This window comes from Candidatus Lernaella stagnicola (assembly GCA_030765525.1).
In the GTDB taxonomy this organism is placed as follows: Bacteria; Lernaellota; Lernaellaia; order Lernaellales; family Lernaellaceae; genus Lernaella; species Lernaella stagnicola.
Window position 1 is genome coordinate 194,521 of record JAVCCK010000008.1, and the last position, 24,421, is coordinate 218,941.

Below are 24,421 nucleotides of genomic sequence, written 5' to 3' on the forward strand. Positions count from 1 at the left end.
CCGGCGTCTCATGCGATCAGCCGCTAGTTGCCGCCGAAGGTCACGCCGACCTGAAAGAAGACCCCGTGGGCGCCGTTCTTGACGTCATCGGGCGCGGCGTCCGCTTCGTCGAAGTTGACGAAACCGTACTGGTATCCGGCACGGAAATTGATGTTGAAAGTATGCGTCCGCAGCAGTTCCACACCGAGATACGGCGCGACGGTGAACATCCAGTAGTCTTGGCGGTCATCATCCACGCTGTAGTAGTCGTCGGTGTCGCGATGGTCGAGGAAAATCGCGTGCGCGCCGAATTTGGCCCCGAGGAAGGGGGAGATGTCGGAGTTCATGAAATAGTAGTGCGCGCCCAGTTCAATGGGTATCTCGCTCGCCTTCAAGCCGTGCGCGAGGTTGCTGCTGCCGTAATACCCGCCCGCGCCTTCGATACCGACGTTGGCGATTTCATACCGAAAGCCCAGCTTGCCGCCGATCAGGTAGTCGGCGCCCAGATAGGTGTCGGACATCGGCGCCACCATTCCCATCGCCAGACCGAACTTCCACATGCCGTGAACTTTGTTGCGATAGGGGTGGGTTTCATCCTGCGCCACGGAATCCACACCGCGACCGCCGGCCCAGTCGTCTCGATTACGGATCGCTTTGGCGAGGCGGCCCCGCAGCTTCTTGAACTCGGTGACATCCGCCAGGCCGGTGTCGTAGCTGTACACTTCATCGGCCCACGCGGCGTCCAGCAGCAAGGTGAGTTGTCCGCCCAGCGTCGTCAGTTCGCCGACGATCACCGCGTCCACGCCCCGTTTCTTGCGGATTTGCTTGGCGCAGCCCACGTCTGAGCAGGATTCGCCCTGCGTGCCGTAGACTTTGGTTTGGGGCAGGTTTTCCAGTTCGTTGCGCAGCAGTTTGGTCATCACCCGCGCGTCGTTGCGATATTTGGCCGAAGCCTTGATGGGAAAAATGACAAATGTTTCCGCCGTAGCCGGCGCCGCAAAGGCGAGCGTCAGCAAGGCGACAAAAACGATTAGAAAATAATGCCGTTGCATCGCAAGCTCCTTTCTCGGTTGGTGCGGAATTCCGCGCCACATAGAAAGGAAAGCAAGGAGAGTGCCAAATGTAAAGCCATAAAATCAATTAGTTACGTTTTCTTGGATGAACCTGGGGCGAGGGTTTTTCGGGTATATCGATCAGATATTTGACGGATTTAACCAGTGATTCCCATCGGGTGTCGCGTGTCGCCTCTCCCGCGATTTGTGGAAATACTCACAGTTCGGAAATCGGACCGCCGAGGCCGATGCGAGCCGCCACGTCGGAATCGCCCTTGCGAAAAAAGTAGACTTGGGCGACATTGTTACAAAGAACTAAACGATTATGTCTTTGCAGGAGTGTGGGATGAGTATCGATTATTCGAAATTGCCGGAGCGCGTCATTGATATGCTTGACTGGACGTGGGACGAGTTCGCACCTTTTTATCAAGAACTCGCCCAGCGACCACTGACGGCCGATAGCTTGAACCAATGGATGGTCGATTGGTCGGCGGTGATGGATCGCGTGGATGAAGTCTTTTCGCGGCTGCACGTGGCGCACACCGTCGATACCACCGACGAAGACGCCGAGCGTGCGTATAACGATTTCCTCGAACACATCGTTCCGCCGGCACGCCAGGCCGCACAGGAATTGAAGGAAAGATTCCTGGCCTCGGGTTTGGAGCCGGAAAACTTCGCCGCGCCGCTGCGAAACATGAAGGCCGAGGCGGAGGTTTTCCGCAGTGAAAACCTGCCGCTTTTCACCGACGAACGAAAGCTTTCCAGCGAGTACGACAAAATCGTCGGTGCGCAAACCGTCGAGTGGGAAGGGCGGGAATTGACGATTCGCCAACTGCTGCCCATGGCGCAGGATTCCGATCGGACCCGGCGTGAAGAAGCCTGGCGCCTTTCGGCCCAGCGCCAGCTTGCCGACCGCGAAGCGATCAACGCCTTGTGGCGGCGGTTTATGAACCTTCGGCGAACTCTCGCAGCCAACGCCCAATGCGGTGACTACCGCGATTTTTGTTGGCGACAATTGTTGCGATTTGATTACACGCCCGCCGATTGCGAGACTTTCCACGCCGCGATCGAACAGGTTGTGGTGCCCGCCGCGAGCCGGATTTACGAGAAACGCCGCCGGCAGCTCGATCTGGATTCATTGCGGCCCTGGGATCTGGCCGTTGATCCGCTCCATCGAGAACCGCTGCGACCTTTCGCCGACGTGAGCGAACTGGACGCGAAGTGCGAAACGATCTTCCACCGAGTCGCCCCGCGACTCGGGGAGTATTTCGCCACGATGCGAAGCGAAGGCCTGCTCGACCTGCCCAATCGCAAAGGCAAGGCCCCAGGTGGATACTGCGCGACGTTCGCCCACACCGGGCACCCCTTCATCTTCATGAACGCGGTGGGCATTCACGACGACGTCCAAACGATGCTGCACGAAGCCGGGCACGCATTTCACGTGTTTGAGTCAAACCATTTGCCCTTGTCTCAGCAGAAAGAAGGGCCGATGGAATTCGCCGAGGTAGCCTCCATGTCGATGGAATTGTTGGCCGGGCCCTATCTGTCGGCGGAATTCGGCGGCTTTTACGACCCGGCGGAGGCGGCTCGCGCCCGCATCGAGCATCTGGAAAAAGACCTGCTTTTCTGGCCCTACATGGCGGTTGTCGACGCCTTCCAGCATTGGGTTTATACGCACCACGACGCGGCGACCGACGCGGCGGCCTGCGACGCGAAGTGGGGAGAACTGTGGGATCGCTTCATGCCGGGAGTCGATTATGACGGCTTCGAGGACGTGAAGGTTACCGGTTGGCATCGCAAACTGCATATCCATCGCTACCCGTTCTATTATGTAGAATACGGTTTGGCCCAACTGGGCGCGGTGCTGGTTTGGCGCAATTCGCTCGCCGACCAGGAAAACGCGATCGCGGCCTACCGCAAGGCGTTGTCGCTTGGCGGCACGGCGTCTTTGCCGGAACTCTTTGCCGCGGCCGGAGCGCGCTTCGCCTTCGATGCGAATACGTTGCAGGAGGCGGTTGATCTGATGACGGGCACGATTGAAGAATTGGAACAGTCCTGAGCCCAGGAGCGGCCCGGTGCAGGAAAAGACGCCAAACTCGAGGTAACCAACGATGCAAACGAACACGGAACCGACACCAACCACGGTCTGGATTCTCTGGTTCGCGCTGCTGAGCAGTGTAGCGGCTTACGCGGTTATCGGCGTCTTTTTGCGGCAAATGAACGGCGCCGACGCCGCGGCTCCCGACGGCATCGCCGTGATGCGATACGCGCTGCTGGGCGTGGCATTCGCGGTCACCTGCATAAATTTCCTTGCTCCCCGCCTATTCGGGCCGAAATTTAATTTCATGCAATTTTGCATCATTCGTTGGGCGCTGGCGGAAGCAGTGGCGATTTTCGGACTGGTTTTGATCATCCTGGGGGAGGAATTGCCGGTTCTGCTTATTTTTGTCGCGTGGTCGATAGCACTTTTCATGATTCTAGCCCCGACCGAAGGTGCCAAGCGCCGGCATGACGAGTCGCGAATGTCCACGCCGAGCATCGGCTGACCGAACCCGCGCGTGAACTAAAGTATTTCCTGAGATATACCCATACAAATAGTTGTAATAAAGGAAATATAACGCTAATGGCATCCGGTCGCTGATTGATCGGCGGGCCGACGCGACAGGTTTAGATTTTCGCTTTTAGCTGCTCGACCCAATTGTGAATACGCGTGGCCGTCAAGTCTTGTTGGGAGTCGTCGTCCAAAGCCAGGCCGACGAATTTCCCATCGACCAGTGCGGCGGAATCGGTAAACGAGTAGCCTTCGGTCGAAGTCATTCCGATAATCTCCGCACCGCGGGCGCGCAGGCGGTCGTACAAAAGTCCGAGCGCGCCTTGAAAGCGATCGGGGTAATCGTCCTGGTCGCCCAAACCGAACAGCGCGAACTTTGTGTTTGCGGTTTGAATGGCGCCCAGGCGTCCGATGAAGTCGTCCCACTCATCGATTTCGCCGATGTGCCAGGTGGATGTTCCCAGAATCAGCAAGTCGTAATCATTCAGTTGTATGGGTTCGATGGCGGAGATGTCCCCCGTGGCCACGTCGTTACCGAATTCGCGAGCAATTGCCTCGGCGATTTGTTTAGAATTGCCGGTTATCGTTCCGAAAAAAACGCCCACTCGTGTCATGACAGAATCCTTTTTAATCAGTTTGCATCACGGGGCGACGCTTCTAAAGGCGTCACCTCATCGATCATTGCCCACTTCGAGAATATTCGACCGCAATACCAGAAGGTCAAGTCACGGATCGGCGATTTGTGGTTGCTGATCCGGATACGCCCGGCGAATCACGATGCTTGCAGGCACAGCACGATTCGCGTAAGGTTTTGCCTTCTCAACAGGATGTTGACCGACAGGAATTCGCCAGTTTATTTTCGGGGAACACGTTCATGCCCAGAAAACCCTTCGAGCAACTATCAGCTCGGCAAAAGACGAAAATCTATAAAGTGTGCCTGGAATTGTTTGCCGCCAACGGCTACAACCACACCAGCGTCAAGATGATCACCAGCCGTCTGAAAGTCGCTGACGGATACTTGCACTACTACTTCAAGGGCAAAGAAGATTTGGCGATGTGGGCGATTGAAATCGCGCTCGACGATTGGAAAGCCCACTTCGAAAAACATGTCGGCGAGAAGAACCCAGAGGATATTTATAGCCTGTTCAAAATGTCGGTATTGCAGATGATCCGCTTTACGCATGATCACCGCGAAGCCTTTGCAGCCTATATGAGGCTGGTCAATGAGCCCAACTTCCCGCTCGCCGAATTCCTCGCCGAGAGGATAACTTGGATCGACAAACGCTATTTGGACGCCATCGAGAAGGAAATCGACGCCGGAAGATTGCGCAGCGACCTGCCGCCGACCCTCGTGGCCTTCTTGATAGACGTGCTCAACACGCGCATCCAAGAATTTTTCTACAACGCCGCGCTGGATCCCATCGGAATATCCCAGATGGACGATCATGAGATCAACCGGTGGCTCGATACCCTCCTATCGGTTGTGCGCAACGGCATCCGGAGCTAAAAAGCCAGCAATAACAGTTGAATAGTAAACACACCAAAACCTGTAGGGTAAGGCGATTATGTGTTGACGATGCCCGGATAATGAGTATATTAGCAATAACCTACCAAAAAAGTAGGTTATCGATTTGAATAAGGAATACACCTTGATGAAGCCGACTTATCTCGACCACAACGCGACGACTCCGTTAGACCCGCGAGTTCTCGAGGCCATGATGCCGTATCTGACCGAACACTTCGGCAACGCCAGTTCCATCCACCAATTCGGGGCACCGGCCAAAAAAGGCGTCGACGAGGCGCGGGCGATCGTGGCCGCGCATCTTGGTTGCGAGGAGCGAGAAGTCATATTTACATCCGGTGCAACTGAAAGCGATAACCATGTTCTGTTCGGCGTGGCCGAGGCACTGCGTCGCCGCGGCAGTCACATCGTGACCAGCGCGATCGAGCACCCGGCAGTCCTCTCGGCCGTGCAAAAACTGGAACGCGCCGGGTTCGAAATCACCCGGGTAAAACCGGACTCCGACGGCGTTATTCATGCTGACACAGTGCGCGAGGCGTTGCGCGAGGACACGATCCTGGTTTCGATCATGTTCGCCAACAACGAAACCGGCGCCGTGCAACCGATCAGCGAGATCGGACGCGTGGTCAAGGAACGCGGTATTCAGTTCCATACCGACGCCGTGCAGGCGGCCGGCAAGTTCCCGCTGAATGTGGACGAACTGGGCGTCGACTTCATGAGCCTGTCCGGCCACAAGATCTACGGCCCGAAAGGCGTCGGCGTGCTGTACATCCGGCGCGGGTCCTTCATCCGGTCGCACATGGTTGGTGGCCACCACGAGTTCAACCGCCGGGCGGGTACGGAGAACGTGCCGGGAATCGTTGGGTTCGCCAAGGCGCTGCAATTGTCGCAGGACCTCATGAGCGAAGAAAACGAACGCCTAGCGGCCATGCGCGACAGGCTTCAGGCCCGACTCCTGGAGACGATTCCGAATATCTACATCACTTCGCAGCACGCGCCCCGTACGCCGAACACCCTGCACGTGCTCTTTCATTTCGTCGAAGGCGAAGGCCTGATGATGAAGCTCTCCATGCTGCACGGCATCGGCGTGAGCACCGGCAGCGCGTGCACCTCGGGAACATTGGAACCCAGTCACGTTCTGGGCGCGATGGGCATTTCCAAGCAGTTGGGTAACAGCGGCATACGCATTTCGTTGGGTCGCGGCAATCGGATGGACGAGATCGACACGATTGCCGACGCCTTTGCTAAAGAAGTCGGGTTCCTTCGCGACATGAGTCCGTTGCAGGACGCATTCGCCGACGGCCGTCTATCCGACGCCGATCTGCTCGACTATCAAACGTGGCTAACGACGCCGGCTTGACCGGCGATTTTCACGCCGAAAGGGTAAATGATGGCGATTAAGATTTCTACGAAAGGGCGATACGGATTGCGGGCGTTGATCGATTTGGCGATGAATTCGACGGGCCGTCCGATTTTGTTGGGCGATATCGCCAACCGCCAGGGGATCAGCAAACGCTACCTGGAACGCTTGTTTACACAGCTTCGGTCCGGAGGCGTGATTCGCAGCGTGCGCGGTGCATCCGGCGGTTACATTCTTAATCGCGAGCCCAAGGACATCCGGGTTTCCGAAGTCGTTGAGATTCTGGAAGGCCCCATCAAACCGGTGGATTGCATCACAAACAGCCAGATTTGCACGCGGCAGACGCAGTGTGTTACGCACGCGCTCTGGGAAAAGCTCGGCGTATTGATTCGCGAGGAACTTGCGCACGTGACGTTGGAAGAACTACGCGCCAAGCAGGTCGAAATTTCCGACGCGGAAGCCGGGATGTACTACATATAGCGACGAGCCGAAGACATCGGCCAAGGCTTGAGGAGCCGCCATGTATAGCGAAAAAGTAATGGATCATTTCAGCAACCCGCGCAACGTAGGCGTGATTGAGCAGGCCGACGGTATCGGCGAAGAAGGCAACCCCGTCTGCGGCGACATGATGACCTTCTACATCAAGGTCGAAGACGGCCGTCTCGTTGACGTGAAATACAAAACCTTCGGCTGCGGCGCGGCCATCGCCGTCTCGAGCATCTTGTCCACCATGGCCATCGGTAAAACCTTGGTCGAAGCCCTGCAAATCGGCCGCAACGACGTCGCCGACGAACTGGACGGCCTGCCCAAACAGAAAATGCATTGCTCCAATCTCGGCTCCGATGCGCTCCACAAAGCCATCGAAGATTACCTCAGTCGCCACCCGGAAATCGCCGCGACGCTCGACCGGCCGGAAAAACCGCGGGAAGAAGTGTACGCAGAACGCTTCGCGGGAGTTGTCGCCGCCAAAACCGAAGGCCAGGCGGGCGGTTCGGCTTGCGGCGCCGTGTCCGGTATGGCCTGCTGCCCCTATTGCGACGCCGAAATTCCGGCCGACAGCGAACTCTGCGAACCCTGCGGCCACGAACTGGCGCATTGCCCGCAATGCAACGGCATCGTTCCCAGAAACGCGCACGACTGCCCGAGTTGCGGTGCGGACCTGGAACACTAAAAGTCATCGTGAGTGATGGCGGGGCGCGGCCTGGTTAGTCGCGCTGAATTTCCCTGACGATATTCGTCGTCGATTTACCCTCGACAAGCGGGATGCGGACAACTCGACCGCCGTTGGCTTCTACGACGTCCCGGCCGACGATCTGGTCCGGGCCCCAATCGCCGCCTTTTACCAGTACCTCGGGTTTGATTTGCTCGATGATTGCCAGCGGCGTGTCTTCTTCGAAAACCGTGACGTAGTCCACCGCCGCGAACGCCGCCAGCAATTCGGCGCGCTCGCTCTGGCCGTGAATCGGTCGGTTCTCGCCCTTGTTGAGGCGGCGTACCGACGCGTCCGAGTTGATCGCCACCACGAGTCGATCGCCGGTAGCGCGAGCGAGACCGAGCAGGCGCACATGGCCGACGTGCAGGATATCGAAGCAGCCGTTCGTGAACACGATTTGCTCGCCATTCTTGCGGTGCTCGGCAAGCAGAGGCAGCAACGTCTCCAGCGAATGGATTTTTCGTTCAGGATCGTTCATGGCAGGTAGATAATGAAGTTAATGCGTTCGTTCTTGCGGCGTCCGGCATAGGTGTCGGTACCCGCGATCGGGCGCGAACTGCCGAATCCCAGCGCCTTCAAGCGCGTCTCGAGCACGCCGAATTCGACCAGCACTTGTTTGATTTTTTCGGCGCGTTGTTTTGTCAGGACTACCAACGCTTCCTCGTCGCCGTGACGCCCGGCGGCGTGGCTTTCGATGCGTACGTGCAACTCCGAATTCTTCATGAGCTTGGTCGCGAAGCGGCCGAGACTCGCCTTGGAAGCTCCGGTCATGTATACCGTGCCGCCGAGAAAATCGACCTGCGGCAGGGCGATGAATTTCCGCTTTTTGGGCAATTGATCGGGGCAGCCGTCGTCGTCAAGGAATCCGTTGATGGTTTCCGGATGGTCGGGGCAGGCGTCTTCCGAATCGGGAAACTTGTCGTTGTCATTGTCGGAATCGGGGCAACCGTCGTCGTCTTCCCAGCCGTCGATGTCTTCGGCCTCGCCGGGACACAGATCCTTATCGTCAGGAACCCCGTCGTAATCGTTGTCGTTGTCGGGGCAGCCGTCATGGTCTTCGAAGTCATCGAAGTCTTCGGGATCCTGCGGGCAGCGATCTTCGCCGTCGAGAAAACCATCGCCGTCGTTGTCGTCTTCGGGCGCGCCGTCCTCATCCTCAAAACCGTCGAAGTCTTCAGCGCGATACGGGTCGTCATCATGAACGTCGATGACACGGTCGCCGTCCAAGTCGGATTGGCACATTTCTTCGTCCGCACTAGCCACGGCGAGGTTTTCTTTTGCCAGGGCCAACAGTTCGTCGACTTGGGCGCGGTTACCCAATTCGTACGACTCTGCCGCGAAATCCAGGTAGGCTTCGGCGGCGGCGAATTCGCGCGGATGGCAAAACGGAGCGCCGCGTTCCCGCGCGGATTCCAGTTGTTTGCGCATCGGGTCGACTTTCGGATGCTTGGCGGCGCCGCAGGCATTCAGCAGCACCAAGGCGCCGAGCAGCAACGGCAGAAGTCGGTAAAAAGCGCGGATCACTTGGCCTTCCGGAATTTGCGGGCGTTTTCGTACGCGGTTCGGGCCATTTCATAGGCCTTTTGGAGATTTTTCCGCGCCGTGGCAAGATTTCCTTGCGATCGCTCGGCGATAGCCCGCTGGTAATAAAACTCGGCGCTGTAGAATTCATAGGGACTTTTGAGTTCGGCGCCGGAGAAACGCGCGGCGTCGAGCGTTTTCTTGACTTGGCTTTCACTGATCTCCGGCCTGGGCGTCACCGTCGCACAGCCGACGATGAGCGCAGCCAGCAGCAACGTAGCTAAAGTGAGGGCAATGAGTTTCGGCAATCTCCCGGCACCTTTTCGAAAGTCCGCCATTAAGCTACAGGCTCAAACAAGGGGAAGCAAGAGGATGCGCAAGCTACGAGCCGGGCGGCCCTGCGGCGCAACGAACCGGCCTTTAAGGGAAATACAGTGACAAGTCGAAGGAAAAACCGATGTTTTTCACTTCATCGACATCGGATTGGAACGAGCCGCCCAGGGCCCCGAAGCCGTCGACGTACGCCAGGCCCAGCGACCAAGCGCGCGTACTGCTGACCTGGTCCCAGTTGTAACCGCCACGCAGGGCCAGCACTTTGGCCGGCTTGCCCTCGACTCCCACACCGAAATTGAAGGTTCCCGGCACATCCACAACGTCGAACACCTTGGTGCCTTCCACGCTGATCGTCGCGTACTCCAAGGCGTGGCCGGCCACACCCAGCGCCACTTCACGACGCACGACCATCTCATCCTCGGCGCCGAGCAGATTGCGGCCGACAATGCCCACGCCGATGATGCCCACCGCGTCGAGCAGAATGCCCAGGTCCATATCGAATTCGCCGGCCGATTCTTCGTGCACGTCGAAATACTTGAAGTTGCCGCCCCAGGAGAAAATGCCTGCGATGTTGTTGGCGATAGCCAAATCGACTTCGTAGTCGGACCCTTCACTGAAAGTGTGCATCGGGAAATTCAGGCCCGTGAAGGCGATGCCGACGGTCATGAGAGGCCAAACGTAGCCGTCGGCGAGGGCGAAGTGCAGGTAATCGCGGGCCATATGCTTATCGAGATCGACGTTGGTTTCGTCGTTGAAAAAGACGTCGCCGCCGAAATCGTCGTCACCGTTTTCGTCTTCGAATTCTTCTGGGTACAGAAACTGGTAGTCGCCAAGTCTGTGCTGATATCGCTCGTAATTGAACAGAAAGCCCATTTGTTTTCGTTCGTTCAAAAACGCCAATCCGGCCGGGTTCCAGTGGATCGTGTTGACGTCGTCGGCGACGGCGGAATACGCGCCGCCCATCGCCAGGGGTTTCTCACCCCAATAGCGAAAGGCATGCGCCGGATTAGAGGCGGCCAACAGTAGCCCGAAGGCTGCCAGGAGAATCAAAGTTCTTTTCATCAAAATCCTCGAAGGTATCGGCAGGCACGCTAGCGAATTTGCTGTGCCTTGTCAAAACAGACAACGATGGAACCCCGGCGGTTCAATCGCTTTGGGCGCGGTGGCCGGGGCGGGAGCCGCCTTTACACATGGCGGCCTGGGCATTAGTGTTTAGCCAAGCAAGCTCGCTGAACATAACCTCTAGAAAACAAGCCGGTTTACGCGAAAGGAGCGAACGTGAAAGTACGCAAAGCCGTGATTCCGGTGGCGGGGCTCGGGACGCGATTTCTTCCCGCGACGAAGTCGATTCCGAAAGAGCTTTTTCCGATCGTCGACCGCCCAAGCATTCATTACATTGTGGAAGAAGCGTGGCGCGCGGGCATCAAGGACATCGTGTTCGTTACCGCCTCGGGCAAGTCGTCGATTGAAGATTATTTCGATATTCAACCCGGCTTGGTCGCCGCACTGCGGGAAAAGAACGACCACGAGCGCTTGGCGATCGTCGAAGAAATCAGCCGTATGGTGGAAGTTCACTCCGTGCGCCAAAAAGAGGCGCTGGGGTTGGGCCACGCGGTGTTGACGGCGAAAAACTTCGTGGGTGACGAACCCTTCGCCGTGTTGCTGGGCGATGACTTGGTTGACTCCGAGGTTCCATGCATCGGCCAGATGATGGAAGTCGCCGAGAAATACAGCGCGCCCGTGATCGCCGCCTTCCGCGTTCCGGAAGACAAGGTGCATCGCTATGGGATCATCGATCCGGAACCCGAGCCCGTGGCCGAGCGCGTCTGGAAATGTCGCTCGCTGGTTGAGAAGCCGAAGGAAAACGCGCCGTCGAACATCGCGATCATCGGCCGTTATGTGTTGCCGGGCAAGATATTCGGCATTCTGGAGCGGACGCAGAAGGGCGTCGGCGGCGAAATTCAACTCACCGACGCACTGCTCACGCTCAACCAAAGCAACCAAATCCTGGCCTACGAATTCGCCGGCGACCGCTACGACGCGGGTGATATCTACGGGTTCCTGGAAGCGAACCTTTGCCTCGGCATGAAAGACCCCGAACTGGCCGCGAAACTCAAAGTGTTGATGCGTCGTATCCTGGGGAGCGAATGACCAAGCGGGCGGAAGACCACGGCTCCATCGCGGAAGTCGCGGTTGGTTTGCCCGTATCCGGCACGTTCCACTACCGCGTCCCGCCGGAACTGCGCCCCGAGGCGAAAGTCGGCGTGCGGGTTCAGGTCCCCTTCGGCAAGCGGAAAATGGTGACCGGCTTTATCCTGTCGCTGCCCGACCGCGCGCCCGAGGGGATCGAACTGCGCGACGTGGCCGACATACCCGACCGCGAGCCGCTTTTCGTCGCGAGCCATATTCCTTTCTATCGATTCATCAGCGACTACTATTTCGCGCCACTTGGCGAGGTCCTTCGCACCGCGCTACCGGCGGGGCTGTTCAGCGGCAGCCGGCAAGTGTTGGCGATCACCCCGGCGGGCAAGAAGGCGCTTCGCTCGTCGCTGACCGACGATATCGACCGCCGCATCGTGGCGGCGCTGGCCGGTGGCGAGGAACTGACCGTCGCGGCGTTGGATGCGCGATTGGAGCGGCAAGTCAATCGCGAGGCACAGCGGCTTGTGCGCTGGGGGTGGCTGGAGAAACGGTATCGACTCTCGCCGTTGACCGCCAAGCGCAAGTACGAAACCTGCTGGCGTCTGGCGGAAAAGCTGGCCCTCGACGACGCCATCGGAATGTTGTCGCGACGGTCGGAAAAACGCGAGAGGCTACTTCGCTTCCTGGCCGACAAGGGCGCGTGGGCGAGCCTCGGCGAGATCAAGGACGAAGTCGACAATCCGCGGCCGACGCTGAACCTGCTGGTCTCGGCCGGCGTGGTCGAGGCAACCGATCGCGAAGTCTACCGAGCTATCGGCGGCGAGCTTGTGGAGCCGAAAAAGGAGGAGGTGGAGCTCACCGACGAGCAGCAAACGGCGATCGACCGCGTCGGCGCAACGATGGAGCAGGGGGCCTATCGAGCCTTTTGCCTGCACGGCGTAACCGGATCGGGCAAAACGGAAATTTACATTCGGCTGACGCAGCGGGTGTTGGAATCCGGTCGGAACGCGATCGTACTCGTGCCCGAAATCTCGCTGACACCTCAGTTCCTGGGCCGTTTCATGGCCCGACTGGGCAACGTTGTGGCCCCCTATCACAGCGGCTTATCCAACGGCGAGCGCTACGACCAATGGCGTCGCATGCAGCGCGGCGAGGCGAAAGTCGTCGTCGGCGCGCGTAGCGCCCTTTTCGCGCCCTTCGAAAAAGTGGGGCTGATCGTCGTGGACGAAGAGCACGAACACAGCTTCAAGCAGGATGACGGCGTGCCCTATCACGCCCGCGACATGGCCCTCAAGCTGGCCACGATGCACCGGTGCCCCGTGGTGCTCGGGTCGGCGACCCCCAGTCTGGAAACCTACTCCGCCGCCCAAACCGGCCGGTACGAATTGCTCGAACTGACGCGGCGCCCCACCGGCGCGTCCATGCCCGTCGTGAACGTCGTGGATATGCGTCAGGAAATGGAATGGCGACGCCGCGAGCGCAAGCCCAAAAAGGAAGCCGAGCAGGAAGAGCAAGGCGAGCAGCGCTTGCTCACCAGCGAACGACGTGTACTCTCGACCGCCCTGGCTCAAGCTCTGACCGAAACCCACGAAGCGGGCGAGCAGGCGATCCTCTTTCTAAACCGTCGCGGTTTTTCCACCTATTTGTTTTGCCTCGAGTGTGGCGAACCGATTGTCTGTCCGCTATGCGACATTTCCTTGACCTACTACGAAAGAGAAGACGTCTTACGCTGCCATTATTGCGAGCACGTCCAAAAGCCGCCCAAGACGTGCCCGAAATGCGCGTCGCCGTTCCTCTTTTATGGCGGCATGGGCACCGAGCGGCTGGCGCAGGAAGTCGGCAAGCTTTTGCCGAACGCCACGATCGCCCGCTTGGACCGCGACGCCGTACGGGGCAAACACGATCTGTACAAGGTGCTTTCGGCCTTTGCAGCCGGTGAAGCGGAAATTCTGGTCGGCACGCAGATGGTGGCCAAGGGGCACGACTTCCCCCGCGTGACTCTCGTGGGCGTCGTGGATGCCGACGCGGCGTTAATGATGCCGGATTTTCGCGCGGCGGAGCGGGCGTTTTCGCTGATCAGCCAGGTCGCGGGACGGGCCGGGCGGGCCGATCGCCCCGGGCGGGTTGTTTTGCAGAGCTTTCAGCCCGAGCACTACGCCGTCGCCACGGCGGCAAAGCATGACTTCCACGCGTTTTTCAAAGAGGAAGTCAAACGACGTGAGGCGCTGCAATACCCACCCGCGGCGCGACTTGCCGTGTTGAAAATCGTCACGCCAAACTCCCGAATGGGCGTCGACGCGTGCCTTCTGACGCGCCGGGTGGCGGCCGAGATCACGCGGCGGGGCGATATCGAGGGAGCCGAGTTGTTGGGGCCGGCACCCGCGCTGCTGCACCGCGTGCACGGTAAATATCGCTGGAATCTATTGATTAAGGCGAAGAAAGCGACGGGGTTGCATCAGTTGGCGGCTCGGTTATTACGAGGTCTCGGGCGGGAGAAATTCCCCGCCGGCACCTTCCGGTTGGATATAGATCCCGCGGCGGTGATGTAGTCCGGATTCTCTTGCCAGCAAGGTTTCTAACCTGTTACCCTAAGATTGCAGAGGGGGGCTGTTCGGGATGGAGCAGGTTGACGACCTACAAAAACGCCTTTCCGGCGATCGCGGCCGCGACGGTCAACACCATATCCTTATCGTAGACGACGAAGAGGAAAATCTCGACCTGTTGGCCGCGAGTTTGCGCCGCGGCAATAAAATCTTTAAAGCGAGCACGGCCGAACAAGCTCTCGAGCTGATGCAAACCAAAGAAATCCACTTGGTTATCACCGACCAGAAAATGCCCGGCATGAAAGGCACGGAGTTATTGGCGATTCTGCAGGAATCGCACCCTTACGTGGGGCGCATTCTGGTGACCGGCTTCGGCGATCTGGAGGTGGCGATCGATGCGATCAACCGGGGCAAGGTACATCGCTTCGCCACGAAACCCTGGGACCCGGACGATATCAAGCAGATGGTCATTGAGGAGTTGGAACGCTACGACCTCTTGGTCAGCCACCGCCGCTTGACCGCTGATTTGATTCAAAAGAACGACGAGTTGCAGCACGCAAACGAGCAACTGGCGCTCCAGAAAGCGGAGATTCAGAATCTGGCCGATGAGTATCTCCAACAACGGGAGTTGGCGATCGAAATGAGCGAAAAGTTCGCCCACGCCAACCTCGAACTCATCAACGCGCAGGAAGAGATCAACCAAAAGAACCTCAAACTTGAAGCGGCTAACAAAAAGCTGGCGCAACTAAGCATCACCGACGGTCTGACGGGTTTCTACAACCACCGGCATATGAACACGGTCCTCGACAGTGAAATCGGCCGCGCGAAGCGGTATCGTCTTTTTCTCTCGTTGCTGATGGTCGATTTGGACAACTTCAAGGAAATCAACGACACCTACGGACACCTGTTCGGGGATACGGTACTGCGAACCGCCACCGAGATCATTCGCCGAAATATCCGCGAAACCGACCTGCCCACGCGTTACGGCGGCGACGAGTTTCTCGTTATCTTGCCGCATACAGGTATTGATCGGGCGTCTTTCTTGGCCAAACGGATACATTTTGACCTGCGAAACTACGTCTTCTATGCGCCCAATGGCAACAAAGTGAAGCAATCGGTTAGTATCGGCATCGCTTTCTTCCCGCACGCCAAGGCGAAGGATCGCGAGAGCCTGATCGCCTTGGCCGACCAGGCCATGTATGACGCCAAACAACAAGGACGCGACCGCATTGTGGTCATCTCGCCCTAGCGGAATAACGCGATGAGATCCTTCCCGATCACCGGCAAGATTGTTTTGTGGTTCGCCGCACTGGCCGCGATTTCAGGGCTCCTCGTGTTGGTTTCGTTCGTCGTTGGCGGAAACGTGGACTTCTGGCTGGTCGCCGCCCTGTTTGCCACCTTCCTGCTGTTTTTTCTCGCGAGCCTCCATTACACGCGGGGCGTTGTACGGCGATGGAACATGGTCGTGCAACGCCTTGAGAGTATCGCGCGGGGCAGGGTGAACGCGGTCGAGCCGCCGGCGAACCTGGATCCCGAATTGCTGGAATTATGGGACGGCTTGGAACGTGTCGCCGCAGTCATCGATCGCCGGCGCAACGAGTTAGAAAACATCGTTCGCGATCATCTGGAAAGCGAGATCACCGCCGAAAAGCAACAACTGGAAGCCTTTTTACGCGGCATCGGCGACGGCGTGAGCATCGTCGATCCCAACATGAACATCGTTTTCATGAACGATACGATGCGCAAGATTTTCGGCGATCACGTCGGCGACAAATGTTACCGGGTATACGAGAACAAGAAAGAAGTGTGCCCGGGGTGCCCCGTCAGACAGGCGATGCTCACGGGCGAGGTACACCACAGCCTTCGGCGCGTGTACGACCAACACGGCAACCTCTTGTATTACGAATCGACCGGCAGCCCGATCCGCGACCACACGGGGCGGATCATCGCCGGGCTGGAATTGGCGCGTGATGCCACGCAACGCATCAAGTTGGAGCGCAACGTGGAAATCCGGTCGAGGCAGTTGGCGGCGGCCAATGCCGAATTGCGCCGCGCCAATGAGCAACTCGCCCGCGCCTACGAGGAATTGCAGCAGGCGCAAATCCATCGCGCCCACGCGGAAAAAATGGCCTCGCTCGGCGTGCTGGTTTCGGGCGTTGCGCACGAGATCAACAATCCGCTTAATTTTGTCGCCGGATCGCAGAAACTGCTGCAGGAAAACGTGGAACGTCTGCGACGCATGTTGGAGGAATTCGAACGCCTCGAACTGGGCGAAGGTAATCGCGAGCGCTTGGACGAACTCAAGAAAAGTTACGAATACGATTACATTTTGGAAGACTTGAAAACGATCGTTCGCAACATCGGCACCGGCGCGGCACGCATGAAGCAGATCGTTCAAAATCTGCGGGCGTTTTCGCGGATGGATCGCGGACAGCGCGAGGAATTCAACGTTTGCGAGGGCATCGAGTCGACACTGCAGATCTTGCACCACCAGTATAAGGATCGCATTACCATCGAACGCGATTACCGCAACGTACCGCCGATCATTTGCACTCCCGGCCAGATCAATCAAGTTTTTATGAATATTTTGCACAACGCGATCCAAGCCCTCGAAGGCGCGGGAAGAATCGTCATCTCGGTGCGTGCCGTGGGAGACTGGCTGCAAGTTTCCGTCGCCGACGACGGACCCGGCATCGCCGACGACGACCTGTTGCACGTGTTCGACCCCTTTTTCACGACGAAAAAAGTCGGCAAGGGCACTGGACTGGGGTTGTCGATTAGTTATGGTATTGTCCAAGACCACGGAGGACGTCTATGGGTCGAAAGTGAACAGGGAAACGGCTCGACGTTCCATCTGAAATTGCCACTCAACGACGATGCGGGAAGAAACGAGGAAGAGTAAATGGCGCTACTGGGCATCCACACCTATCCCGACCCGATTCTGAGGGAGAAAGCGGAATCCATTACCGAATTCAACGAAGACTTGCGTAAATTCGCGCGGGACATGGCCGAAACGTTGTACGCCGCGCCCGGCATCGGCCTGGCGGCCAACCAAGTCGGTGTCGCCAAGCAAGTTGCGGTCATCGATGTGCGCGACGACGAAAACGAGTCACTCACCGGCCTGTTGACGTTGATCAACCCGAAGATCGTGGAGACCGAGGGCGAGTTCGTGATGGAGGAAGGCTGCCTCTCCCTGCCGGAGGAACGCGCCGAGGTCCTGCGGGCGCAACGCGTCGTCGTACAAGCGCAGGATCTGGACGGGGACCTGGTGGAATATGAAGCCGAAGACCTCCTGGCTGTCGTGTTTCAACACGAAATCGACCACCTTAACGGTACGTTGTTTTTCGATCACATCAGTGCGCTCAAACGGAGCGCAATGAAAAAGCGGCTGAAAAAGCTCAAGCAACAGCAGCAGGAAGTCGCCAACGGTTAGTCCATGCGATTGATCTTCATGGGAACGCCGCCCTACGCGGCCACGATTCTTCAGTACATGATCGCCGAGGGCTTGGTACCGACATTGGTCGTCGCTCAGCCGGATCGCCCTGCGGGCCGCAACCGGAAGGTGATGGCCCCGGCCGTGAAACTCGCCGCGCAAGCCGCCGATATTCCCGTGTTCCAGCCGGAAAAAATCACCCACGAGGCCCGCGAGCGAATCATCGCGGAAAAGCCCGAAGTCATTATCGTCGCCGCCTACGGCAAAATCCTGCGTCCGGCGCTGCTGGAAGCCCCGCCGCTGGGCTGCCTGAATGCCCATGCCAGTCTGCTCCCAGTCTACCGTGGCGCCGCGCCGGTCAATTGGGCGATCGTGAACGGCGAATCGGTGACCGGTGTTTCCATCATGAAAATGGACGAGGGGGTCGACACCGGCCCGGTGCTTGCCCAGCGGTCGGTGCCGATCGCCGCGGACGACACTACGGGTAGTCTTCTGGAAAAGCTGGCCGCCGTGGCCGGACCGCTGATCCTGGACACCTTGCGGCAATGGGCCGCGGGGCAAATCGAACCCGTGCCGCAAAACGACGGCGACTCCAGCTACGCGCCCATGCTCTCCAAAGACGAGGGCCGTATCGATTGGCGCAAGCCGGCAACCGAACTGGTCAATCATTTGCGCGGCATGTCGCCCTGGCCGGGTGGCTTTACTTTTCTGGACGAGAGGCTCCTCAAAATCCTCACCGCCGAGGCGGTGCCGGGTGAAGGAGCGCCAGGCGAGATCGTACGGGCGAAAAAGGAACTGCTGGTCGGTACGGGGCTTGGTTTGCTGCGGCTGGATCGACTCCAATTGCAGGGGAAAAAGGCGATGGACGCCGCGGCTTTTCTAAACGGCGTCAAGCTCGCGGTCGGCGACCGTCTGGGGGATTCCTAGTTGGCGAACAACGCCCGCGAAATCGCCCTGCGCGTCTTGCGCCGGGTTCACTTCGACAACGCCTATTCGGACCTGGCGCTATCCAGCGAGTTGAATCAAACCGACCTCCAGGATGCCGATCGAGCCTTGGTCACCGAGTTGACCTACGGCGTCCTACGCCATCGCACGTATTTGGACTGGCTGATCAATCAGGCCTCGCACACCACGGCGGACAAGATGGAACTACGGGTGCTCGACGCGCTTCGCCTCGGCATCTACCAACTGTTTTTTCTTGACCGCGTGCCTGACTACGCAGCGGTGAGCGAGTCGGTTGCGCTCGTACCGCGACGCGCCGCGGGTTTGGTCAACGCCGTCTTGCGGCGGTTGCAGCGCGACCGCGGCAACCGGCCGAAACCGCGCACGAACGACCCGTTGAGTCGAGCCGAAATTTTGCACTCGCACCCGCGGTGGATCCTCGACATGTGGGAAAAGCAGTTCGGCGTCGACGAGACATTGGCCTTGGCGCGCGTCAACCAAAACACGCCGCCGGCCGTCTTGCGCGTCAATCTGTCGAGCAAGTCCCGCGACGAGGTTATCGAGCAGTTGACCGAAGCGGGCGCGGCCCCGACGCCTTATTCGCCGTGGGGCGTGGTCGTGGAAAAAATCGGCCCGGCACTCCGGCACCCGCTCTTCGCGATGGGTGTGCTCACCGTGCAAAGCGAAGCCTCGCAACTCGTCGGCGAGTTGACCGGCGCCCAACCGGGCGAACGCGTGCTCGACGTTTGTGCGGCGCCCGGCGGCAAGGCGACACACGTGGCGGAGTTGGTGGGTCCGGGCGGTCGCGTGCTGGCGTTGGACGTGCGGCCTAACCGGCTGCGTCTGATCAACAGCAACGTCAAGCGGATGGGAATCGGCAACGTGGCCGCCAAGGTGCGCGATGCCAACGTGCCGTGGAAGAAAGCCGAGATCGGGGAGGGTTTCGATCGCGTTCTGGTTGACGCGCCTTGCACGTCGCTCGGCACGTTAGCCAAGCAACCCGAACTCAAATGGCGTCTCGGCCCGACCGACCCCTCGCGTCTGGCCGAGGTACAACGCGAAATTCTACTCCACTCCGCCGACGCCGTGCGCCCGGGCGGCACACTGCTGTATTCAGTTTGCACGCTGACGCGGGAAGAAACCAGCGGCGTCGTCGATTTCTTCCTGCGCGAACGCGATGATTTCGAGCTGGACGATTTGCGCCGCGACTTCGCTCCGCGGTATGATGTGTTTCTTCGAGAAGACGGCACCTTTCAGTCTTTACCGTCGCGCACGGGTACCGAGGGAATGTACGCGGCCCGTTTCGTGAGGAGGTGACATGATCATCGCACCGAGCATTTTGTCGGCTGATTTCTCGCGCCTGGCCGAGGAGGTCGCGGCTGTGGAAAAAGCCGGCGCCGATTGGATTCACATCGACGTGATGGATGGCGCATTCGTGCCCAACATCACGATAGGGCAGCCGGTCGTTCGTGCGGTTCGCGCTGTGACCAAACTGCCGCTCGACGTGCACCTGATGATCGAGAAACCGGGCCGTTACGTCGAGGAATTCGCCGAATCGGGTGCCGACATCATCACCGTGCACCAAGAGGCCTGCCTGCATCTGCACCGGGTGATTCAGCAGATCAAGGCGGCGGGCAAGAAGGCGGGCGTCAGTCTCAATCCGGCGACACCGCCCGAGACGCTGACGCACGTACTCGAGGATATCGATCTAGTGCTGATCATGAGCGTTAACCCGGGATTCGGCGGCCAGAAGTTCATCCCGCAGACCCTGGATAAGATCAAGCAGATGAGGAAAGAGCTCGACGCCGCCGGGCGTGCCGACGTCATCATCGAGGTTGACGGCGGGGTGGGGCCGGGCAACATCGCGCGGATTGCGGCCGCCGGCTGCGGCGCGGTAGTAGCCGGCAACGCCGTATTCTCACAGGAGGATTACGCCGCCCCGATCGACGCGATGCGCGAGGCGACGGCGGGCATCGGCTGACGATACAAAAATCCTTGACAACGTAGTGGAATTCCACTATTCAATGTTGCCCGTTTCGGGATGTGGCTCAGCCTGGTAGAGCACACGGTTCGGGACCGTGGGGTCGCTGGTTCAAATCCAGTCATCCCGACCAAACCTGATGGCCCGCAAGTTATTGAACTTGCGGGCCTTTTTGTTATTCATTCTTGGCAATTTTGAGGCGCGGAGGCTCCGTTGCCACCTCCGTTGCCACTTTCTTGCCAGTCTTATCGCAAGATAACCTCTGCTGCCATACCTCAAGCGGCTCCTTCGGCACTACGATGGATTCCAACGCCTCATGGCGGGTTGAAGGGGCGATGTGCGCGTAAATCCGAGTCGTGCTGATCTCCGTGTGCCCCAGTTCTTCTTGAACAACGATGAGGTTGCCGGTTTTGGCGACGATGTTGCTCGCGAATGAGTGCCTGATGTCGTGTCGTCGCAACGCTCGAAGTCCGGCTTTTCTGCACAGCCACTTGAAGACCTTATAGCCGCCGTTGATGTCCAGTTTCGTCCCTGCCGAGTTGTGAAACACATACTCACCATCGAGATGTCGGTGGGCCATCAATGCCTCATACACGACCGAATTCATCGTGACGGTACGAGATCGACGACCCTTTGGGCACTTCTCGTTTCCCTCTCGATCACGAGTACGCCGGATGCGGATGATCTTCGTGGCGAACTGGATGTCCTCCCACTTCAAGCCTGCGAGCTCTCCCATGCGGGCACCTGTGTGGAACGCCACCATGAAAAAGCAGTACCATTCGGGTCGGTACCGTTCACAGGTCGCAAGAAAAAGCTCGCGTTCCTCGATTGAGTACCAGTCGGGATCGCGTTTCTCCAACCGGAAAGCCTTCACCTTCGGAATGGCTTTTAGGTAGCCCCATTCCTCGGCGACGTTCAGCATCTTCCGAAGGGTTCCAAGGTGTTTGTTGATGGAGTTTTCGCTTACAGGTTTTCCCGTTCTTCTTGACCTCTTCTTCTTCGCCTTCGGCGGCCCCGCTTTTACTTTCTTCTTCATGTGGGCCTTGAATCCGGCGATCATCTCACCGTCGATAAGACGGATGTCGGTGTCCTTGAAGTACGGAACAAGATGGACTCGCAGATGGCTTTCCTTGTTTCGTTGTTCGCTACGACTATTTTCCACGAGCACATAGTTCTTGAAGAACTTTTCGGCAAATCCGCTGAACGTGAAGACCTGCTCCACCTCGGGTTCAGGTACTGGATCGTTGTGACCAGGTACGAAACCATTACGGTCAGCTTGTCGTTTCAGTTCAGCTACCTGCATCTCGACCTCTCGTCTTGTCCCGTTTGAAGAAATCCGACGGCGGAAGCGAATCCTTTCTCCGCTCTGGTTCGTGTACCAAAACCGTCCCTGCCAGCCGCCCCCCTTGAGGCGCATTACTCTTGGTTCTGGCTCTCGTTTCATATTGCTCCTCCTTTCCGCGAGAGCCACCAACGCTTCGTTGCCGGTGACACTCTAACACATCCGATAATCGAAACCTCCAGGATCGTCCGTACTTGACGCCTGGAAGCTGGCCTTTGGCCGACAATCGCTGGACGGTTTTCACGTGAAGTCCGAACATCTCGGCAACCTCATCTGCCGTCAGGAAGCGGTCCTGCGTCGGATCAAATGATTTGAGGTTGTTGCGTTCGTCGCTCACGTTCGGCTGTCCTCGCGGTCAATTCGGCTTCTAATTCAACTTACCAGCGACGACGAAATCCCGAATTTCGTCTGCGACGAGGATAGGAAGCACATGCCGAAGATAAGCTATAGGAAGGATGATTCACGCTTGAGATGATCCCAAGGAGGTTCAGATGACGTTGCGGAGATTGCAGCCGCCAGAGGTGCTAGTCGATTTGCTCGGCATGAAACGAAACACGATCACTTTCCTTGCGAGAAAGGGTGTGTTGCCGTGCGTAAAGATTGGAAAATCTTACAGATTTTCCCTTGTTGACGTAGTGCGGCATCTCGGAATTGAGCATGTGCCCGAAGTGAAAGATGCCATGAGTCGCTACTCAGAGGAAGACTGGGGTAAAGCTGAAAATGGCGGCAGTGTTGAAGCGAAAAATTAGTAAGAGCGTCGCTCGTACTCGGGATTAGTTCGAGCGACGCTCTCAATTCTGCGATGAGGCTTTGGAGTTCGGCCGTCGGCCGAACTCCCTATCGTGGATAGTCCGAAGTAGGAAGCCTTGTAGTGCCGTTTTGTGTTGAATGTATCTGTGGCGGAGTCGGCCAACACATCGGATTACAAGTCCTTTTCGGCGCAACCAAGGGTGCATCCCTTTGTCACAAGACGATAATACGCCTACATTAGGCAAAAAGACAGAGGAAAAGTCCGGTGTTGTTGACAACACACCGATACCCTTCCTCTGCTCACACCGGCATGTCGGCCTCGATGGTCGGGTGTCCGCGATGTCCGTCGATACGATGAGCATTTGTGATAACGACCGCCACTTGAACCCCGACGATACAACCTCTATCCAACAGGGCCCGATCCCGCACAACCGGCTCCATGAACAGGATGGATGGCATTCACGCAACATCGGAAAGCCGAATTGGGTCACTGGCAAACAGGGAAAAGTCTACTACAACACAAAGGGCATGGCGGTCAGATGCACGTATTACAAAGAAGGCAAACTAGATGGCGTAAACCTTTGCTCGTTTGAAGTACCTCGAATTCTTTCAGGTACGCCGTTCAACTGGCTCCCCACCGACCCTTACGACTTGCTCGACCTACCGGATCGCCTAGAACCCCATTTGGCCGTATTACGCAATACAGAGATTCTTGAATACGGTACGGTCAGCAGATTCGACTTCAATGTTCAGGTGCTGATTAAAAGCGAGCGTGAGTCCCAACGGGTCATCCGGTTTCTCGATGATCTCCGGCAGTATCGTGGTTATAGGGACTGTTCGATTCCAAAGAAGAAAGCCCTCCCGCTTCCCCTGCAAGGAGCGAAAAGAACCGGCATCGGTATGGTTTCAACCCATCGGCCAAATCCAAACCGGAAAAAGGAAGCGAAGGACTTTTGGTCAATCGTTGCGTACCGTTTAGATAAAAAACCGGACGACGACTGGGTGGAGCGCCAGACCCTCTGCACGCGGGTCATGAGGTTGGAATTCCGATCCTTAGGTGGGGCAACAGTCGCAAAATTCCTGCCCGTCGGGATGCGCCGAACGCTGAAAAATGTCATTCACCATTTCGACTTTTTCGTCGCGGCCAACTGGTTCCTGGAAGAAAAACTCGGCATTCATAACGTGGCCGATCCTTCGTTTTCGGACGACGAGATCATCAAGTATTCAGATCATCAGGAATCGATCAAGAAGCGTCTTCAGACGCTGTTGACCGCTTGCAGAAAGACCAGTTTTCCCGAATTGCAACAGAATTTGCCCACCGTTTACGCCAATAACCCAGAAATGCTTGACGCCGACCTTCGGCGTTTGGACGTCTTGGGCATCTTGCCATACTCTGATGACCGTGAGATCGCCGTCATGCTGCGCGAGGCGATTTTCGGCGCGGCTCTACGGTTCCAGCAGGACATCGAGGCGGCTCGTCGATCATACGCCGAGGCTCGGATGTACACGGTAGCTGAGGTCGCGCAACAGACCGATACACAAAACGGCTGTTGCCGCCGACACGTCTACCGGTATCGTCTGTGGGCGTGGATCACGCCCGTATCACTCCCCGTCAGGATATGCCTCATCTGCGCCGACGGGGAGGAGCGACGTACGACAACGATGGACGGCAGTTCGTCCCAAAGTCGTGCACCGCCGCCCGTGCCAGTGACGTCATAGCGCCTCGCAGGGCGACGTCATCGCAAAAGGGCTAAGGC

Annotated in this window: 23 protein-coding genes, 1 tRNA gene and 1 pseudogene; 18 read left to right on the forward strand and 7 right to left on the reverse strand. The window is 58.0% G+C overall.

The features are described 5' to 3' along the window. Positions 1 to 23: 23 nt before the first annotated feature. The gene (locus P9L99_04140) at positions 24 to 1,031 is read right to left on the reverse strand and encodes a hypothetical protein (GenBank protein MDP8222527.1); all 1,008 of its coding nucleotides are present in this window, start codon (positions 1,029 to 1,031) and stop codon (positions 24 to 26) included. A 346-nt stretch (positions 1,032 to 1,377) separates the two neighbouring features. Here P9L99_04140 and P9L99_04145 point away from each other — a divergent pair, with 346 nt between their 5' ends. Beyond that, positions 1,378 to 3,090 (forward strand): M3 family oligoendopeptidase, encoded by a 1,713-nt coding sequence (locus tag P9L99_04145; GenBank protein MDP8222528.1) that lies wholly within the window; start codon positions 1,378 to 1,380, stop codon positions 3,088 to 3,090. A gap of 52 nt (positions 3,091 to 3,142) precedes the next feature. Next, positions 3,143 to 3,577 carry a hypothetical protein gene (locus P9L99_04150; GenBank protein MDP8222529.1) on the forward strand — a complete coding sequence of 145 codons (435 nt, stop codon included), beginning with the start codon at positions 3,143 to 3,145 and terminating at the stop codon, positions 3,575 to 3,577. A gap of 121 nt (positions 3,578 to 3,698) precedes the next feature. On the opposite strand, the gene P9L99_04155 is transcribed toward P9L99_04150, so the two are convergent. Next, the gene (locus tag P9L99_04155) at positions 3,699 to 4,196 is read right to left on the reverse strand and encodes a flavodoxin (GenBank protein ID MDP8222530.1); all 498 of its coding nucleotides are present in this window, start codon (positions 4,194 to 4,196) and stop codon (positions 3,699 to 3,701) included. A gap of 260 nt (positions 4,197 to 4,456) precedes the next feature. Between P9L99_04155 and P9L99_04160 the strand changes: the two genes are divergently transcribed. The 5 genes and pseudogenes from P9L99_04160 to P9L99_04180 all read left to right on the forward strand — a co-directional run bounded on the left by P9L99_04160 (position 4,457) and on the right by P9L99_04180 (position 7,635). Beyond that, positions 4,457 to 5,089, forward strand: coding sequence for a TetR/AcrR family transcriptional regulator (locus P9L99_04160; protein MDP8222531.1), 633 nt, complete (start codon positions 4,457 to 4,459; stop codon positions 5,087 to 5,089). A 145-nt stretch (positions 5,090 to 5,234) separates the two neighbouring features. Beyond that, positions 5,235 to 6,464: a cysteine desulfurase family protein gene (locus tag P9L99_04165; GenBank protein MDP8222532.1), complete on the forward strand. Its 1,230-nt coding sequence runs from the start codon at positions 5,235 to 5,237 to the stop codon at positions 6,462 to 6,464. 30 nt (positions 6,465 to 6,494) lie between these two features. Beyond that, positions 6,495 to 6,944: an Rrf2 family transcriptional regulator gene (locus P9L99_04170; protein MDP8222533.1), complete on the forward strand. Its 450-nt coding sequence runs from the start codon at positions 6,495 to 6,497 to the stop codon at positions 6,942 to 6,944. A 40-nt stretch (positions 6,945 to 6,984) separates the two neighbouring features. Further along, a pseudogene (gene nifU / locus P9L99_04175) lies at positions 6,985 to 7,344 on the forward strand (Fe-S cluster assembly scaffold protein NifU). A gap of 135 nt (positions 7,345 to 7,479) precedes the next feature. Further along, complete coding sequence (locus P9L99_04180; protein ID MDP8222534.1) at positions 7,480 to 7,635, forward strand: zinc ribbon domain-containing protein; 156 nt, start codon at positions 7,480 to 7,482, stop codon at positions 7,633 to 7,635. 34 nt (positions 7,636 to 7,669) lie between these two features. On the opposite strand, the gene rfaE2 is transcribed toward P9L99_04180, so the two are convergent. The 4 genes from rfaE2 to P9L99_04200 all read right to left on the reverse strand — a co-directional run bounded on the left by rfaE2 (position 7,670) and on the right by P9L99_04200 (position 10,593). Continuing rightward, positions 7,670 to 8,155 (reverse strand): D-glycero-beta-D-manno-heptose 1-phosphate adenylyltransferase, encoded by a 486-nt coding sequence (gene rfaE2, locus P9L99_04185; protein ID MDP8222535.1) that lies wholly within the window; start codon positions 8,153 to 8,155, stop codon positions 7,670 to 7,672. Then, entirely contained in the window at positions 8,152 to 9,201 is a 1,050-nt protein-coding gene (locus P9L99_04190; protein ID MDP8222536.1) for an OmpA family protein, read from the reverse strand. Before P9L99_04190 ends, rfaE2 begins: the two co-directional genes overlap by 4 nt. After that, complete coding sequence (locus P9L99_04195; protein ID MDP8222537.1) at positions 9,198 to 9,506, reverse strand: hypothetical protein; 309 nt, start codon at positions 9,504 to 9,506, stop codon at positions 9,198 to 9,200. The genes P9L99_04190 and P9L99_04195 overlap by 4 nt, the downstream gene beginning before the upstream one ends. Before the next feature lie 112 nt (positions 9,507 to 9,618). Beyond that, complete coding sequence (locus P9L99_04200) at positions 9,619 to 10,593, reverse strand: hypothetical protein (protein ID MDP8222538.1); 975 nt, start codon at positions 10,591 to 10,593, stop codon at positions 9,619 to 9,621. Positions 10,594 to 10,809: 216 nt separating this feature from the next. Between P9L99_04200 and galU the strand changes: the two genes are divergently transcribed. The 9 genes from galU to P9L99_04245 all read left to right on the forward strand — a co-directional run bounded on the left by galU (position 10,810) and on the right by P9L99_04245 (position 20,705). Beyond that, on the forward strand, positions 10,810 to 11,682 hold the full coding sequence (gene galU / locus P9L99_04205; protein ID MDP8222539.1) for a UTP--glucose-1-phosphate uridylyltransferase GalU: 873 nt from the start codon (positions 10,810 to 10,812) through the stop codon (positions 11,680 to 11,682). Beyond that, positions 11,679 to 14,222 (forward strand): primosomal protein N', encoded by a 2,544-nt coding sequence (priA, locus tag P9L99_04210; protein MDP8222540.1) that lies wholly within the window; start codon positions 11,679 to 11,681, stop codon positions 14,220 to 14,222. The genes galU and priA overlap by 4 nt, the downstream gene beginning before the upstream one ends. 67 nt (positions 14,223 to 14,289) lie before the next feature. Beyond that, positions 14,290 to 15,465 (forward strand): diguanylate cyclase, encoded by a 1,176-nt coding sequence (locus P9L99_04215; protein MDP8222541.1) that lies wholly within the window; start codon positions 14,290 to 14,292, stop codon positions 15,463 to 15,465. A 12-nt stretch (positions 15,466 to 15,477) separates the two neighbouring features. After that, the gene (locus P9L99_04220) at positions 15,478 to 17,118 is read left to right on the forward strand and encodes an ATP-binding protein (protein ID MDP8222542.1); all 1,641 of its coding nucleotides are present in this window, start codon (positions 15,478 to 15,480) and stop codon (positions 17,116 to 17,118) included. Next, positions 17,119 to 17,649, forward strand: a complete 531-nt coding sequence (def, locus tag P9L99_04225; protein MDP8222543.1) for a peptide deformylase — start codon at positions 17,119 to 17,121, stop codon at positions 17,647 to 17,649. It abuts the gene before it with no gap. 3 nt (positions 17,650 to 17,652) lie between these two features. Further along, positions 17,653 to 18,576: a methionyl-tRNA formyltransferase gene (fmt, locus tag P9L99_04230; protein ID MDP8222544.1), complete on the forward strand. Its 924-nt coding sequence runs from the start codon at positions 17,653 to 17,655 to the stop codon at positions 18,574 to 18,576. Beyond that, positions 18,577 to 19,908: a 16S rRNA (cytosine(967)-C(5))-methyltransferase RsmB gene (gene rsmB / locus P9L99_04235; protein MDP8222545.1), complete on the forward strand. Its 1,332-nt coding sequence runs from the start codon at positions 18,577 to 18,579 to the stop codon at positions 19,906 to 19,908. It abuts the gene before it with no gap. Position 19,909: 1 nt separating this feature from the next. Further along, positions 19,910 to 20,572, forward strand: a complete 663-nt coding sequence (gene rpe, locus P9L99_04240) for a ribulose-phosphate 3-epimerase (protein ID MDP8222546.1) — start codon at positions 19,910 to 19,912, stop codon at positions 20,570 to 20,572. A gap of 56 nt (positions 20,573 to 20,628) precedes the next feature. After that, positions 20,629 to 20,705: transfer RNA gene (locus P9L99_04245), tRNA-Pro, on the forward strand. Between the two features lie 42 nt (positions 20,706 to 20,747). On the opposite strand, the gene P9L99_04250 is transcribed toward P9L99_04245, so the two are convergent. Further along, entirely contained in the window at positions 20,748 to 22,016 is a 1,269-nt protein-coding gene (locus P9L99_04250) for a site-specific integrase (GenBank protein MDP8222547.1), read from the reverse strand. Between the two features lie 389 nt (positions 22,017 to 22,405). Here P9L99_04250 and P9L99_04255 point away from each other — a divergent pair, with 389 nt between their 5' ends. Together P9L99_04255 and P9L99_04260 are read left to right on the forward strand one after the other, a co-directional pair. Next, positions 22,406 to 22,663, forward strand: a complete 258-nt coding sequence (locus tag P9L99_04255; protein MDP8222548.1) for a helix-turn-helix domain-containing protein — start codon at positions 22,406 to 22,408, stop codon at positions 22,661 to 22,663. A gap of 211 nt (positions 22,664 to 22,874) precedes the next feature. Next, entirely contained in the window at positions 22,875 to 24,383 is a 1,509-nt protein-coding gene (locus P9L99_04260; protein MDP8222549.1) for a hypothetical protein, read from the forward strand. Positions 24,384 to 24,421 lie beyond the last annotated feature (38 nt).